General features: G+C 48.8%; 13 protein-coding genes. 10 read left to right on the top strand and 3 right to left on the bottom strand.

Annotated elements, in window-relative coordinates:
* The first annotated feature begins 58 nt into the window (after positions 1-58).
* The gene (locus BUQ98_RS06620; protein WP_074213052.1) at positions 59-706 is read left to right on the top strand and encodes a YccT family protein; all 648 of its coding nucleotides are present in this window, start codon (positions 59-61) and stop codon (positions 704-706) included.
* 141 nt (positions 707-847) lie between these two features.
* Here the strand turns inward: BUQ98_RS06620 and BUQ98_RS06615 are convergent, their stop codons facing one another.
* A complete protein-coding gene (locus BUQ98_RS06615; protein ID WP_074213051.1) occupies positions 848-1,231 on the bottom strand; it encodes a hypothetical protein in 384 nt (127 codons plus the stop codon).
* Between the two features lie 420 nt (positions 1,232-1,651).
* Between BUQ98_RS06615 and BUQ98_RS06610 the strand changes: the two genes are divergently transcribed.
* From BUQ98_RS06610 to BUQ98_RS06570, 9 genes are all read left to right on the top strand, one after another.
* Complete coding sequence (locus tag BUQ98_RS06610) at positions 1,652-2,059, top strand: YbaN family protein (RefSeq protein ID WP_074213050.1); 408 nt, start codon at positions 1,652-1,654, stop codon at positions 2,057-2,059.
* Between the two features lie 37 nt (positions 2,060-2,096).
* Positions 2,097-2,642 carry an adenine phosphoribosyltransferase gene (gene apt / locus BUQ98_RS06605; protein WP_074213049.1) on the top strand — a complete coding sequence of 182 codons (546 nt, stop codon included), beginning with the start codon at positions 2,097-2,099 and terminating at the stop codon, positions 2,640-2,642.
* A gap of 57 nt (positions 2,643-2,699) precedes the next feature.
* Positions 2,700-4,955 (top strand): DNA polymerase III subunit gamma/tau, encoded by a 2,256-nt coding sequence (dnaX, locus tag BUQ98_RS06600; protein WP_074213048.1) that lies wholly within the window; start codon positions 2,700-2,702, stop codon positions 4,953-4,955.
* A gap of 23 nt (positions 4,956-4,978) precedes the next feature.
* Positions 4,979-5,308 carry a YbaB/EbfC family nucleoid-associated protein gene (locus BUQ98_RS06595; RefSeq protein ID WP_021022483.1) on the top strand — a complete coding sequence of 110 codons (330 nt, stop codon included), beginning with the start codon at positions 4,979-4,981 and terminating at the stop codon, positions 5,306-5,308.
* 3 nt (positions 5,309-5,311) lie between these two features.
* Positions 5,312-5,920: a recombination mediator RecR gene (recR, locus tag BUQ98_RS06590; RefSeq protein ID WP_074213047.1), complete on the top strand. Its 609-nt coding sequence runs from the start codon at positions 5,312-5,314 to the stop codon at positions 5,918-5,920.
* 232 nt (positions 5,921-6,152) lie between these two features.
* Positions 6,153-8,048, top strand: a complete 1,896-nt coding sequence (gene htpG / locus BUQ98_RS06585) for a molecular chaperone HtpG (RefSeq protein ID WP_074213046.1) — start codon at positions 6,153-6,155, stop codon at positions 8,046-8,048.
* 157 nt (positions 8,049-8,205) lie between these two features.
* Positions 8,206-8,850: an adenylate kinase gene (adk, locus tag BUQ98_RS06580; protein ID WP_074213045.1), complete on the top strand. Its 645-nt coding sequence runs from the start codon at positions 8,206-8,208 to the stop codon at positions 8,848-8,850.
* 152 nt (positions 8,851-9,002) lie between these two features.
* A complete protein-coding gene (gene hemH, locus BUQ98_RS06575; RefSeq protein WP_371515112.1) occupies positions 9,003-9,983 on the top strand; it encodes a ferrochelatase in 981 nt (326 codons plus the stop codon).
* Between the two features lie 88 nt (positions 9,984-10,071).
* Complete coding sequence (locus BUQ98_RS06570) at positions 10,072-11,373, top strand: inosine/guanosine kinase (RefSeq protein WP_074213043.1); 1,302 nt, start codon at positions 10,072-10,074, stop codon at positions 11,371-11,373.
* Positions 11,374-11,452: 79 nt separating this feature from the next.
* Here the strand turns inward: BUQ98_RS06570 and asnB are convergent, their stop codons facing one another.
* Together asnB and BUQ98_RS06560 are read right to left on the bottom strand one after the other, a co-directional pair.
* Entirely contained in the window at positions 11,453-13,120 is a 1,668-nt protein-coding gene (gene asnB / locus BUQ98_RS06565) for an asparagine synthase B (RefSeq protein ID WP_074213042.1), read from the bottom strand.
* Between the two features lie 252 nt (positions 13,121-13,372).
* The gene (locus BUQ98_RS06560) at positions 13,373-14,950 is read right to left on the bottom strand and encodes a cation:proton antiporter family protein (RefSeq protein ID WP_074213041.1); all 1,578 of its coding nucleotides are present in this window, start codon (positions 14,948-14,950) and stop codon (positions 13,373-13,375) included.
* Between the last annotated feature and the right edge of the window lie 101 nt (positions 14,951-15,051).

Here is a 15,051-nt window from a genome sequence, read left to right as displayed (position 1 = left end):
CACTGATTGTAAAAGCCGCCTTAGGGCGGCTTTTTTATTATCACGGTTTGGAGTAGAGATGAAAAACGTAGTAGGTATGGGCTTAATGCTGAGTACTCTCATAGCATCGAGTGTGGTTAATGCGGCAGAAATTACTTCAGCACGTAATATTGAGTTTGTGGTGGTGGATGGCAAGGAAATCAGTTTTGAAAACTGGGCTCCGCAGCAGACGATTGAGCTAGATAACGGCATCCATCAATTAGTGATGCGCTTTGACGGAGAAGTGAAGAGGGGGAGTCAAGACGTTATCTTTACCTCTCGCCCCTATCTGTTTGAGCTGGACGTCGATGACCGCGATGCTACTATCAATATTGACTCGAAACTGCGGGTGAAAAGCCAAGCCACTAGCTATTTTGACGATAACCCACAATGGCAGGCTGAGTTCGATAACGGCGATGTGATGCCTTTAGACGCCATCGAGCTAAAAGGTGATGGTTTTGCCGCCTATGCGGATATGGAAGCGCTGGTGGCGGAGTATAACCGTGAGAATGGCATCATTTTCGACCAAGGTGAAAGCAAGAACCTCAACGATGTATTGGTCGAGGTGGACGATCAAGGCCAAGCGTCGATTAAGGGTGACACGCTTTCTCAGTTGAAGCTTTGGTATACCAAAGCCAGTGACCAAGAGCGCAAGTCGTTCCGTCGTTGGATTATTGACCAAGATTAAGCGTTGTAGGCTGATGCTTGATAGTAAGTACCCTTCCTTGCTGCTTTGCTGCCTTGTTGAATAGTCAAAAAAACGCGCCCAGCATCAGCTGGGCGCGTTGTGTTTAAGCCACGATGAGACAAGCGAAAGTCAACCTCGCGATCACACGGTTTTACGTGCTCCCGTTGTGGCGCGGCGAGTGGCTGGATCGTGATGATAATAATTCGACGCACGGCATTGTGGGCAGCGCTGCTCCGCGGCATCTTTAATTAAATCATTCAGTGGGATTTCACTTTCACAATCGGCACATAAGCCATAAATCTCCAAATCCATGGCACATAAAGCCGCATCGACTTTTTCTAAACGTTCACCGAGGTATCGGATGGCGCCAGGTACCCCTTGGCTTTCTTTAATCAGATCCGATATGGTGAGGTTTTCGCAATGCTTGTCCCAGTCTTCACGCAATCGCGTCGTTAATGTTGCTACCAGTTCAGTGCGCTCGCGGTTAAGCTCACGCCCAAGCTGGGCAAGGGTTGTTGTATCCATGGTCAGTTCGCTTGATTGGCTAAAATGACGTTTATCATGACGCAGTCACACAAGTTGTTACCCTGATGTAAATCAATGATCCGGTTAAAACCTTACAAACAGTCCGTTTTTAGCGGTGTTAAGCTGAGCTATAGTAGCGGCTCACTGTTGTTATGCTGTTGTGAGTGAAGTAACAAAATGGAACATGATTTTAAAGAGCCCTATAACGTCAAGTACTTCATCGGCTTCCTGCTGGTTTTGCTGATCCCCACGTTACCGGCAAGCTTAACTTGGTTAGGTATTATTTTTGGCGGCTAATCACCGCCTTATTTGTCTATCTCCTTACTCCGACCGTCAATACTGTACCTGTATCGTCTCTGCCACTACACTTAGCGTAAGTGAACAAGGGCAACCAAAGCGCATTGAAAGGTAATAAAGACTATGCAGCAGGCACCGACAGTCTTGTGGCGTTGGTTATGGAACGGGTTAGGGTGGTTATGGGTCGCGCTGGGCGCGGCAGGGGCATTTTTGCCTGTTTTACCCACCACGCCGTTTTTATTGCTCGCCAGTGGTTGTTTTATGCGCGGCTCTCCCCGAATCGCTAATTGGCTCCACGCGCATCCCACATTTGGGCCTATATTGACCGATTGGTACCAAAAGCGCGCGATTAGCCGTAAAGTCAAGCGGCGTGCCACCTTGATGATCTTGGCAAGTTTTAGCTTCTCCATTTATATCGTCGGAGCGATGTGGCTGAAAGCTTTACTGGTTACCTGCCTAATTGTGCTCTTGTGCTGGTTTCTCCGCCTACCTGAAACGGAATCTGTTGCTGGCTCGGCCGAAAATTCATAACATTGCGGTTTGCGTTTTTTATCGGCGAGAATTGGCCATGAGCACCGACAGCTTGAATGTCATTAAACAAAGTATTCAAACCATCCCTGATTACCCCAAGCCTGGCATCTTATTTCGTGATGTCACCAGCTTGATGGAAGACCCAGCTGCGTATCAAGCCACCATTGATGCATTGGTCGCGCAATACCGAGATCAAGGGTTCACCAAAGTGATTGGTACCGAGTCGCGCGGCTTTTTATTTGGCGCGCCATTGGCGCTTGCGCTCGGGCTGCCTTTTGTGCCGGTTCGTAAGCCTGGCAAGTTACCACGGGCAGTGATCAGTGAAAATTACCAGCTGGAATACGGTGAAGATACCCTGGAAATCCATCGTGATGCGATTGACGATAATGATAAAGTACTAGTGATCGATGATCTGCTGGCGACAGGCGGCACCATAGAAGCCACCGTGAAGCTGGTACGCCGTTTAGGTGGCACAGTGGAACACGCCGGTTTTGTGATAAGCTTGCCGGATATTGGCGGTGAAGAGAAATTGACAGCGCTAGGGATCCGTGTTTATAGCTTGTGCGAATTTGCAGGTCATTAATGCCACTCAATATGCTGGATCTCGCGTTAGCAATAAGCATACAGGAAGCGGATTGACATGAGTTACCAAGTCCTCGCACGTAAGTGGCGACCCCATAACTTTGACTCTGTCGCAGGGCAGAGCCATGTGCTAACAGCCTTAGCTAATGCACTCGATCATGATCGTTTGCACCATGCTTATTTGTTCAGCGGTACTCGCGGTGTGGGTAAAACCACGATTGCGCGCATTTTTGCCAAAGGGCTCAATTGCGAACAAGGGGTGTCTTCTTCGCCATGTGGTCAATGTAGCACGTGCCGTGAAATTGATGAGGGGCGGTATGTTGATTTGTTAGAGATTGACGCCGCCTCTCGTACCAAGGTGGAAGACACGCGTGAATTATTGGACAACGTCCAATATAAACCAGCACGTGGGCGCTATAAGGTGTATCTGATTGATGAGGTACACATGCTGTCACGCCATAGCTTCAATGCGTTGTTGAAAACGCTGGAAGAGCCGCCTGAATATGTGAAGTTTTTATTGGCGACCACGGATCCGCAAAAGCTACCTGTCACCATCTTATCGCGTTGTTTGCAGTTTCATTTAAAGCATTTTGACGCTAACCAGATCCAGACACAATTAGAGCATATTCTTGCTCAAGAGGGGGTAGGAGCTGAATCACGTGCCTTGATGCTGCTGTCACGTGCCGCGGAAGGCAGTATGCGGGATGCATTGAGCTTAACCGATCAGGCCATTGCGCTGGGTAACGGCCAGATTAGCACTCAAGCTGTGGCTGAGATGCTGGGGACCTTGAGTACGGATAATGCACTGTTGCTCCTTGAGGCCTTAGCCAACCATGACGCCATTGAGTTGATGAACATGCTGGCGCAAATTGCGCAAGTCGGCGTGGAGTGGGATGGTTTACTCAAAGAGCTAGCCAGCCAGCTTCACCGTGTCGCACTCGCCCAAGCACTGCCACAGACGCATGATGACGACAGTGGCGAGCAAGCACGTATTCAAGCCTTAGCATCGCGATTGGCACCACAAGATGTGCAGCTGTGTTACCAAATAGCCCTGCAAGGGCGACAAGATTTACCCTATGCCCCTGATGGACGGGCAGGGCTGGAAATGGCCTTGCTCCGTATGTTGGCTTTTCAGCCGGTTAAAACGGTGCCGTATGAACCGGTTACCGTGTCGGTACCAGCCCAGGATCCTGCATCTGTGCCCGAGCAGCCAGCAGCCAAAGATCCTTCACAAGCGCTAAATGCGTTAAAAGCCCAAGTCTCATCGGTCAGTGTTGGATCGCAAAACCAGGATCGGGCGCAACAGCCGCGATCCATTGGTGGTGCCCCGATGAACAATAATCGGGATATGGCAGACCACACCCAAGGAGTCGTTGACACACACGCGGCGGTTCCTCAGCAGTCGATGCCAGAGGCGTCTGGCGTGGAGACGCCCAGCGAAGACACCTCCGGTAGAGACTCACGCGAAGCGAATGTCGCCGAGCAGGGCCAACCGAGAGTTGATGCCTTAGTGTCCGGCGATGCGCCAACAGCAGCGAGTGAACCACCTGCTTCCTCGCCCGCGTCCAGTCTAATTCAGGCGCGTAATCAGCTACGTAGCCGTATGAAGCGTCAAGCCGATCAAACGGGGACTGGGACAAAAAAGGCGGGGCGGACACCGGCCAAGACTGATGCTTTATCTGTGCTCGATCGCGTAGCGACTGCCACAGAGAATGTATCGCCTGTGTCCGCCCCTGCTCATCAAACGCCAAATTCTGCGTCAGCGCCAATGGTTGAACCAAGAGAGGAAAAAGCGTCGTCTGAGCCCTATCAGTGGCGACCTTCACAGCCTATTACGCAGCACACAGAGGCAACGCCTTCGCTTACACCAAAGACACTGAAGCAGGCGCTTGAGCATGAGAAAACGCCGGCAATGCGCGATAAACTGGTACAGGAAACTAACCAGCAAGACGCTTGGTGTGCGCTGGCCGATAGCTTAGCGGTTGAACGCTTGGTCAAACAAATGGCACTCAATGCCGCGATGATCCGAGAAGGTGACCATGTTCGGCTCACCTTAAGGCCTGATCAATCACATCTCAATACCGAAAAAGCGCAGCAGCAGTTAACTCAGGCCTTGACGACGGCGCTTGGCGCCCCCATAACGTTGGAGGTACAACTCGGCGAGATGGGGATAACACCTTTAGAGCGGCGAGAGCAACTCTATCAACAAAAGTTAGCGCAGGCGACACACAGCCTGCATAATGATCCGAATGTCACCTTTATTCTCCAACGCTTTGCAGCGGAGTTAGAAGAAGACAGCATTCGACCAATTTAAGACACCTAACCAGAGAGAGAATTATGTTTGGTAAAGGCGGAATGGGCAACATGATGAAGCAGGCGCAGCAAATGCAAGAGCGCATGCAGAAAGTACAAGAAGAAATTGCCAGCATGGAAGTCACCGGCGAAGCGGGGGCCGGGATGGTGAAAGTGACCATGACAGGTAGCCACAGCATCCGTCGTGTCGACATTGACGACAGCCTGATGGAAGATGATAAAGATATGCTAGAAGACCTGATTGCAGCCGCATTCAACGATGCGGCGCGCCGTGTCGAAGAGCAACAGAAAGAAAAAATGGCTGACGTGACAGGCGGTATGCAGTTACCACCAGGCATGAAAATGCCCTTTTAAACGATGCGAACCAGCCAGTTACTTGAACAACTGATGGAATCCCTGCGTTGCTTACCTGGCGTAGGCCCAAAATCAGCGCAGCGGATGGCTTACCACCTGTTGCAACGAAATCGCCAAGGTGGGCTGGCCCTCGCGCAAGCACTGAGCACGGCAATGACAGACATCGGCCACTGCAGCCAGTGTCGTACGTTTACTGAGCAAGAGGTTTGTGCGATTTGTGACAATCCTAAACGGCAGCAAACTGGATTGATCTGTGTGGTTGAAAGCCCTGGTGATATTGCGGCGGTTGAAGCGACAGGCCAGTATTCGGGGCGCTATTTTGTTTTGATGGGGCATCTGTCTCCGCTGGATGGGATTGGTCCTGCAGATATCGGTCTAGATGTGCTTGAAAAACGCCTCCAAACCGAGCCTATTCAGGAGCTTATCCTGGCGACTAACCCGACGGTTGAAGGGGAAGCGACGGCGCAGTATATCGCTGAGCTTTGCCAAGAGCACCAAGTGGGGGCGAGTCGAATTGCCCATGGTGTGCCTATGGGCGGTGAGCTTGAATTGGTTGATGGTACCACGCTATCGCATTCGATCATTGGTCGCCAACAATTAAAGTACCGTTAAGGTCGCCGCATAAGCTGCCATGACACGCTAAAGCCTAGCCGCTCGGTTAGGCTTTTTCTTTACCTCACGTTTTCTTTGCTTGAATTGGTATTAACTGGCTTTTATTTGACCAGTTACACCTTGAAAGCGTCTGATGTGGCCCTTATATCCAGGGATACTGAATATGAATTCATCGTGATGTGGGCGACTGCCCACTCAGCCTTCTAAACATCATAATGTTAGGTAGATTGACATGAGCGTTAAAACCCCAGAAAAACACCAGTTTGGTTCAGATACTTCCAAATTGCTGCAGTTGATGATCCACTCTCTCTACTCAAACAAAGAGATTTTTCTTCGAGAGCTAGTCTCAAACGCATCGGACGCCGCCGACAAGCTACGTTTTAAAGCGCTATCAGCGCCTGAGTTGTATGAAAACGAGGGTGATCTGCGTGTGCGCTTATCGTTTGATAACGATGCAGGCACCTTGACCGTAACTGATAATGGCATTGGTATGAGCCGTGATGATGTCATTGCCAATCTTGGTACCATTGCTAAATCCGGCACGGAAGAGTTTTTAAAGCAACTGAACGAAGATCAAAGCAAAGATTCTAACCTGATTGGTCAGTTCGGTGTTGGCTTTTACTCCGCGTTTATTGTGGCCGATAAGGTAACAGTACGCACTCGCGCCGCTGGCCTCGCGGCTGACGAGGCGGTGCAGTGGGAGTCTACTGGGGAAGGCGAATATACCCTCGAGCCTACCCACAAAACAGAACGTGGCACAGAAATCACCCTGCACCTAAAAGACGATGAGAAAGAGTTTCTCAACGACTGGCGCCTGCGTGAAGTGATTGGCAAGTACTCAGATCACATCGGTATTCCGGTAGAAATGTGGACGCAAGAGAAAGATGAGGAAGGCAACGAGACCGGTGAAGGTAAATGGGAGCAAGTTAACAAAGCACAAGCGCTTTGGACCCGTTCTAAATCAGACATCTCGGCAGACGAATACAAAGAGTTCTATAAGCATGTTTCTCATGATTTTGCTGAGCCGCTGACCTGGAGTCATAACCGGGTTGAGGGTAAAAACGACTACACCAGCTTGCTGTATATCCCGTCAAAAGCCCCTTGGGATCTTTATAATCGCGAGCACAAACATGGACTGAAACTCTATGTACAGCGCGTGTTTATCATGGATGATGCGTCACAATTCATGCCAAGTTACTTGCGTTTCGTCCGTGGTTTGATTGATTCTAACGATCTTCCGCTCAATGTATCGCGTGAGATCCTGCAAGATAATAAGATCACCCAGTCACTGCGTGGCGCGTGTACCAAGCGTGTTTTGTCGATGCTAGAAAAACTGGCCAAAAACGATGCGGACAAGTATCAAACATTTTGGCGCGAGTTTGGCTTGGTGATGAAAGAAGGCCCAGCGGAAGATTTCAGCAATAAAGAAAAAATTGCCGGCTTGCTACGCTTTGCGTCAACGAACGAAGACAGCGCGGATCAAACCGTGTCGTTGGCCGACTATGTGTCGCGCATGAAAGATGAGCAAGATAAGATCTACTACATCACCGCGGATAGCTACAATGCGGCCAAACATAGCCCACACTTGGAGCAGTTTAAAGCCAAAGGCATTGAAGTGATCTTGATGTACGATCGCATTGATGAATGGTTAATGAGCTACCTGACCGAATTCGACGGCAAATCGTTCCAAGCGATCACCAAAGCTGACCTTGACCTGAGCCAATTCGATGACGAAGAAGCGAAGGCTGAACGCGAAGAAACTGAAAAAGCGTTTGAGTCTGTGATTGAGCGGGTGAAATCGCACCTAGGCGATCGGGTGAAAGATGTGCGTACGACGTTTAAGCTCTCTGACACCCCAGCGGTGGTGGTGACCGATCAGTTTGAGATGGGTACGCAGATGGCGAAGTTGCTAGAAGCGGCCGGACAGCAAGCGCCTGATGTTAAATATATTTTCGAGCTTAATCCAGAGCACAAGTTGATTAAACGTATGGCGGATGAAAGCGATGAGCAGAAATTTGGCACTTGGGTCGAAATGCTACTGGGCCAAGCGATGCTGGCAGAAAAAGGCAGCATGGACGATCCGTCAGACTTCCTTGCATCGGTCAACCAGCTTCTGACTAAGGTATAATCGACAGACGACTGTCGAGAACAGATACTCAGTGACTAACGAACAAGCCCGGCCGGATTGCCGGGCTTGATAGCGTTTAGTTAAGCGTGTATGTTTCGGGTCTTTGCGAATATAGACGCAGTTTAACGAAACCTAAATAATGATAAAGGGGATCACTATGCGCATCATTCTGTTGGGTGCACCGGGCGCGGGTAAAGGGACGCAAGCGCAGTTCGTCATGGAAAAATACGGGATTCCGCAGATTTCGACTGGTGATATGTTGCGCGCCGCGATTAAAGCGGGCACTGAGCTTGGCAAACAAGCCAAAGCGGTTATTGATGCTGGCGAGTTGGTGTCTGACGACATCATTCTGGGCCTAGTTAAAGAGCGTATCTCGCAAGATGATTGTGCCAACGGCTTCTTGCTAGATGGGTTCCCTCGTACCATTCCACAAGCTGATGGACTGAAAGAGATCGGTGTTGTGATTGATTACGTACTCGAATTCGAGGTTCCGGATAACGTAATTGTTGAGCGTATGAGTGGTCGCCGTGCTCACCTTGCGTCAGGTCGTACTTACCACGTTGTTTACAACCCACCAAAAGAGGAAGGGAAAGATGACGTGACTGGCGAGGCGCTGGTAGTACGTGATGATGATAAGGAAGAAACAGTACGCGCACGGTTGAATGTGTATCACAATCAAACAGCGCCATTGATTGCTTATTACAAAAAAGAAGCGGACGCTGGTAACACCCAATTTGTGACCTTTGACGGTACCCAAGCCGTTGAGCAGGTAAGCGAAGAAATCCAAAAAGTGCTGGGCTAATTGAATAGCGCCTTGTAACGATTCGGATATTCATCGGGATTGCTGATGTCAGAAACCGGAGCAGACGATGAGTCGCTCCGGTTTTTTTATGGCACACTAATCCCTAATGATATGAAAAAATACGCTCTTTGAATGAGCCGATGCCAAGGACAATGATCATGACCGAAAAAAACACCCATGTTGGCGTATTGCTGGTCAACTTGGGGACGCCTGATGCGCCCACCTCTTCTTCCGTAAAGCGTTTTTTATCCGAATTTTTGCATGATCATCGTGTGGTCGATTTAACACGTTGGTTATGGTGCCCACTGCTGCATGGTGTGATTTTACCGGTACGTTCCCCCAAGGTGGCGAAACTCTATCAAAGTGTTTGGATGGAGGAGGGGTCGCCATTGATGGTGTATGCCACGCGACAGCGTGATGCGCTAGCTAAGCAGATAGATAATCCAGTCGCGCTGGGAATGACGTACGGCACGCCGTCTATCGCGCAGGGTATTGATGAGCTACAGCAACAAGGCTGTGACAAAGTGATGATTTTGCCCCTCTATCCGCAATACTCGGCGACAACCACCGCTGCAGTATTCGATAAAGTGGCTAAATCGCTCAAAGGACAGCCACTTATCCCTGAACTACGCTATGTTCATCACTATCATGACCATCCTGCTTACCAGTCAGCATTGGCGGCCTCAGTAAAAAGGCACTGGGAAGCGCATGGACAAGGCGATCTGTTACTGTGTTCTTATCATGGGATCCCTCAGCGTTTTGCCGATAATGGCGACCCGTATCCGCAGCACTGTGAGCAAACCACGGCCTTGTTACAAGCGGAGCTAGGGTTGCCTGACCAAGCGATAATGATGAGTTATCAATCGCGCTTTGGCCGCGAAGAGTGGCTCAAGCCCTACACGGATAAAACGTTAGAGGGGTTACCGGAAAAAGGGATTAAAACATTGGACATCATGACCCCCGCATTCTCGTCTGACTGCTTGGAAACGTTGGAAGAAATTGCAGCAGAGTGTCGTGATATTTTCTTAGAAGCCGGTGGCGAAGCCTTTCGTTTTATCCCATGCTTAAATGATGACGAAGCACATATTCATTTAATGGCGTCACTGGTGGCAGACCATACACAAGGCTGGTAGCGCGAGAAATTCGTCGGACAGACGCTATGCAGGCGCAAATTCTGTGGTAGAATTCGCGCCTCCCTTCCATTAGCTAGTTACACGAACCATGAAATTTCCAGGACAACGTAAGTCTAAACACTACTTTCCGGTTCATGCCCGGGACCCTTTGCTTAACCCTGCCAGCGAGCGCGGCTTCAAACGTCCGCATGTGATTGGTATTGACCAAACCTTGGTCGATATAGAAGCAAAAGTAAGTGATGATTTTCTGGAGCGTTATGGTTTGAGCAAAGGACACTCATTGGTCATTGACGATGCGCGTGCTGAAGCTTTGTATCAAGAGCTAAAAGATAACAACTTGGTGACGCATGAATTTGCAGGTGGCACCATTGGCAATACCTTACACAATTATTCAGCCCTGGCCGACGATCAGTCGATCTTACTGGGGGTGATGAGCCAAGACATCCGAATTGGTAGCTACTCTTATCGTTATTTGTGTAATACGTCCAGCCGAATGGATTTGAACTACCTACAGCCGGTTCAAGGTCCAATTGGCCGTTGCTATGCGCTGATTGGCGACTGCGGTGAGCGTACCTTTGCAATTAATGAAGGGCTGATGAATCAGCTGCATCCTGATTCGATTCCGGAGCATATCTTTGAACATGCCTCTGCGTTAGTACTGACGGCATACCTGGTGCGTTGTAAGGAAGGCGATCCGATGCCGGAAGCCACCATGCGTGCGATTGAGTATGCGAAAAAGTATAACGTTCCAGTCGTAATGACCCTTGGCACTAAATATGTGATTGAACAAAATCCGCAATGGTGGCGTGACTTTCTTGCTGAGCACGTCAGTGTTGTTGCCATGAACGAAGATGAAGGCGAAGCGCTAACGGGTGAAAGTGACCCATTATTGGCCGCTGATGCGACCTTGCAATGGGTCGATATGGTGTTATGCACGGCAGGCCCTATTGGTTTATATATGGCTGGCTACAGCGAAGAAAAGGCTAAACGAGAAACCTCTCTGCCATTGTTACCAGGGGCAATTGCAGAGTTCAATATGCATGAGTTTAGCCGTCCAATGATGAAAGCTGATTGTGAATCACCACTCAAAATCTATTCTCATATAGCGCCTTACATGGGTGGCCCAGAGCGAATCAAGAACACCAATGGAGCGGGAGATGGTGCCTTGTCTGCGCTATTGCATGATATGTCCGCGAACCGTTATCACCGAGATAACGTGCCTAATTCGAGCAAGCATCAATATCCATTTTTAACCTATTCGTCGTTCTCTCAGCTTTGTAAGTATGCAAACCGTGTGAGTTATGAAGTCCTTGCTCAGCATTCACCGCGTTTATCACGTGGCTTGCCGGAACGAGAAGATAGCCTCGAAGAGGCGTATTGGGAACGTTAGGACGGATAAGCTTACAACGAGAATGAATACAAAAAACCGCCTAATCGGCGGTTTTTTTGTGTGTGGTCATTGAGTTCGGTTATTGATAGGCCTTGGTATGGACATTCCGTACCGCTCGGCCTGATGGATCGGCCTGGTTTTTAAATGACTCATCCCATTCAATTGCTTTTGCACTGGAGCAAGCAATGGAAGGTCCCCCTGGTACACACTTGGCGGCATCATCAAGTGGGAAAAGATCGGCAAAAATCTCACGATACATATACGCTTCTTTGGTCGTCGGCGTGTTATATGGAAAGCGGAATTGGGCCGTGACCAATTGCTTATCGCTGACTTTTTCTTCCGCGATGGCTTTCAACGTATCAATCCAACCGTAACCCACGCCATCACTAAACTGTTCTTTTTGGCGCCATGCAACGGACTCAGGCAGCAAGTCGCTAAAGCACTCACGAATAATATGTTTCTCCATTTTGCCATCGCCGCACATTTTGTCGTCCGGTCTGATTTGCATTGCCACTTCCAAAAATTCCTTATCAAGGAAAGGAACACGGGCTTCTACCCCCCATGCCGCCATTGATTTGTTGGCACGGGCACAGTCGAACATGTTGAGTGCAAGCAGTTTGCGTACCGTTTCTTCATGGAACGCCTGTGCGCTCGGGGCTTTATGGAAGTACAAATATCCCCCGAATACTTCATCTGCGCCTTCACCGGAAAGTACCATTTTGATCCCCATCGCGTGAATTTTGCGCGACATTAGGTACATTGGTGTCGATGCGCGAATGGTGGTGACATCGTATGTCTCGATATGGTAAATGACGTCACGAATTGCATCGAGTCCTTCTTGAATACTGTAGGTGAACTCGTGGTGAACGGTGCCTAAGTGATCGGCCACCTCTTTTGCCGCTTTCAAGTCGGGCGCTCCTTCAAGGCCGATAGCAAAAGAATGTAAACGTGGCCACCAAGCTTGGCTTTGATCATCATCTTCAATCCGGTTAGCTGAAAACTGTTTCGTAATGGCGGAAATAACCGAGGAGTCGAGCCCACCAGATAACAATACGCCATAAGGCACGTCGGTCATCAACTGACGGTGTACCGCGTTTTCTAGTGCTTCTTTGAGTGCCGCTTTGTCTGTGGTGCTGTCTTTGACCCCATCGTATTCCATCCATTCGCGTTTGTAATAGCGAACGGGCTCACCTTGTTTGCTCCATAAAAAATGGCCAGGAGGGAATTCACTGATAGTCTTACAAATGGGCGTCAGTGCTTTCATCTCAGAAGCCACGTAATAGTTTCCGTGCTCATCATGCCCATGATAAAGCGGAATAATGCCAATATGGTCGCGACCAATTAAATACGCATCTTGTTCTTCATCGTAGAGGATGAAGGCAAAAATACCGTTTAGATAATCCAACAGATCCGTGCCTTTTTCTTGGTATAAGGCAAGGATAATTTCGCAATCTGACTCGGTTTGAAAAGGGTAATCGGCTGCAAATTCTGTACGGAGCTCTTTGTGATTGTAGATCTCGCCATTTACAGCCAAGGCTTGGGTGTGGTTTGAGTTATAAAGAGGCTGCGCCCCACTGTTAAGATCGACAATCGCAAGGCGCTCGTGCACCAAAATGGCTTTGTCTGATGAATAAATACCAGACCAATCAGGACCACGGTGACGCATGGTTTTTGACATCTTTAGCGCAACCTCTCGCAATTGTTGCGGATCGGTTTTAATGTCTAGCGCCCCAAAAATTGAACACATAATTTCCCTCTCTTTCTCTTATTAAGCCATCTCGGCATCGACTGGTTAACCACACTCTGCCTTGCGCGGATAAAAGACACAAGTATGCAAAACAAATTCATTATCAAAATCGAGTTAATGATGTATAAAATTTAAAAAATAACGTAAATAACGAATAAAAGTTAAAAATGGTACGGTTTATGTGCAAAAACGCACAAGAAGCAGGCAGCCACTTGTGCGTTAAAGAAGGGGGAGCAAGTTTAAATGGCTATATTAAGCGTTAGTAGAAAAGCGATCTCGTACGTGGCGAGCAAAACCACTGCCAGCCTCTTGGTAGATATTGAATGCTTCGTCAACACCTAGTGCTTTGAGTTGATCGAGCTCATCTTGGTATTTGGCAATCGCCGCGACTTTACCCGCAAACGGCGTTTGTCTAATTTGCTCTAACGCCAGTGTGTTGGCTTGGCTGTGAGGCATTGCAAGTAAAATCAATGATATGTTCCCATCTGAGACCGCTCGAGACCAAAAGTCAGGGTCGGTGGCATCGCCGAGAATAACGCGTCGTCCTTCTTGCTGGTGGCGGTTGACCGACTCTTCTCGAGTATCAATCCCCACAATCGGCTGATGGTGTGTGGTGGCGAGCTCGTCATACGCCCCTGAGCCAATACGGCCCATCCCCAAGACCAAAATACTGGCATCGCCGAGATTGATTTGCTGTTCACTAGGGTGAAGGTTCTCAGGCGCACGTTCAGGTAACCAGCGCGATGCCCAGGTATACAGTGGGTTACTAAAGGTATTGAGCGGTGCTGAAAAGGCAAAGCTCAGCGACACGGCGATGGCAATAGAGACGAGAATAGGGCCAGGCATTAATCCGGTTTGGTAAGCGAGCCCTCCGACGATCAAACCAAATTCACTGAAGTTGAATAAAGTGAGTGTCGTAAATAAGGAGGTACGAACACGATAACGAAATCGGCTCACGATCCAGTAATAGAGCATACCTTTTATGGGGAGTAGCAGCATCAATATCAGGGCAAAACTAAAGCTCTGCCAGGTCGGCTGCTCGGATAAGCCAATATTGAGGAAAAAGCAGACTAAGAAAAGCTCTTTCATATTAAAGAGAGACTTAGCCATTTCCGATGCACGTGGATGGCTGGCGAGCAGCATCCCCAGAATTAATGCACCTAAATCAGGTTTTACGCCTACTGCTTCAAATAACCCAGCGCCAACAACCAGTGAGAGGAAGATGGCATAGAGAACTAACATTTCACCATGGCCCGCTTTATCGAGTAGCTTGCCTAATAAAGGCTTGAGGAGGGGCAGCCCAAATAAAAGTAGGGCACTGAGTTCAGGCGTTTTCCCCGAAGTCACCGTGAGAAAGATGACAGCAAAGATGTCCTGCATGATGAGTATACCAATGGCCAGTGTGCCATAGGTCGCATTAAGTTCGCCTTTTTCCTGCAAGGCTTTAATCGCAAAAACGGTACTAGAAAAAGATAAAGCGAATCCAAGCAACAGCATTTCTGACATATTCATGCCTGATAGCATGGGAATACTCAGCACTTTGAGTCCCATTAATGCCAACGTGAAAAAAGCGGTTGTCAGCACATTATGGACGGTTGCGCCAAACCAGATTTCTTTAGCAAGCAGAGTTTTGACGTCAAGCTTTAACCCGATAGTGAATAGCAGGAGTGTTACCCCAAGATCCGCCAGTTGCGAGATAACAGGCGTAGAGTGATAACCCATTGCGTGCAGAGCAAAGCCCGCAATCAGAAAGCCAACTAAAGGAGGGAGATGGCAGCGCATTAAAATATAGCCACTAATAAAAGCGGCAGAAATAAAAACCAGTTCCATATCTTGCACTTATTTTAAAGTTGAGTAGGACAAGGGATTGTCGGTGACGTGGCTATAATGTACACGTTTTGTGGCTAATATGTGAATGTAAAATAGGTTTG

The organism is Salinivibrio sp. ES.052 (genome assembly GCF_900141775.1).
Lineage (GTDB): Bacteria > Pseudomonadota > Gammaproteobacteria > Enterobacterales > Vibrionaceae > Salinivibrio.
This window is presented reverse-complemented; position numbering and strand designations above follow the sequence as displayed.

Bases quoted from the DNA above. Each gene is read 5' to 3' on its own strand.
- BUQ98_RS06620 (WP_074213052.1), top strand. From the start codon at position 59: ATGAAAAACGTAGTAGGTATGGGCTTAATGCTGAGTACTCTCATAGCA.
- BUQ98_RS06615 (WP_074213051.1), bottom strand. From the start codon at position 1,231: ATGGATACAACAACCCTTGCCCAGCTTGGGCGTGAGCTTAACCGCGAG.
- BUQ98_RS06610 (WP_074213050.1), top strand. From the start codon at position 1,652: ATGCAGCAGGCACCGACAGTCTTGTGGCGTTGGTTATGGAACGGGTTA.
- apt (WP_074213049.1), top strand. From the start codon at position 2,097: ATGAGCACCGACAGCTTGAATGTCATTAAACAAAGTATTCAAACCATC.
- dnaX (WP_074213048.1), top strand. From the start codon at position 2,700: ATGAGTTACCAAGTCCTCGCACGTAAGTGGCGACCCCATAACTTTGAC.
- BUQ98_RS06595 (WP_021022483.1), top strand. From the start codon at position 4,979: ATGTTTGGTAAAGGCGGAATGGGCAACATGATGAAGCAGGCGCAGCAA.
- recR (WP_074213047.1), top strand. From the start codon at position 5,312: ATGCGAACCAGCCAGTTACTTGAACAACTGATGGAATCCCTGCGTTGC.
- htpG (WP_074213046.1), top strand. From the start codon at position 6,153: ATGAGCGTTAAAACCCCAGAAAAACACCAGTTTGGTTCAGATACTTCC.
- adk (WP_074213045.1), top strand. From the start codon at position 8,206: ATGCGCATCATTCTGTTGGGTGCACCGGGCGCGGGTAAAGGGACGCAA.
- hemH (WP_371515112.1), top strand. From the start codon at position 9,003: ATGATCATGACCGAAAAAAACACCCATGTTGGCGTATTGCTGGTCAAC.
- BUQ98_RS06570 (WP_074213043.1), top strand. From the start codon at position 10,072: ATGAAATTTCCAGGACAACGTAAGTCTAAACACTACTTTCCGGTTCAT.
- asnB (WP_074213042.1), bottom strand. From the start codon at position 13,120: ATGTGTTCAATTTTTGGGGCGCTAGACATTAAAACCGATCCGCAACAA.
- BUQ98_RS06560 (WP_074213041.1), bottom strand. From the start codon at position 14,950: ATGGAACTGGTTTTTATTTCTGCCGCTTTTATTAGTGGCTATATTTTA.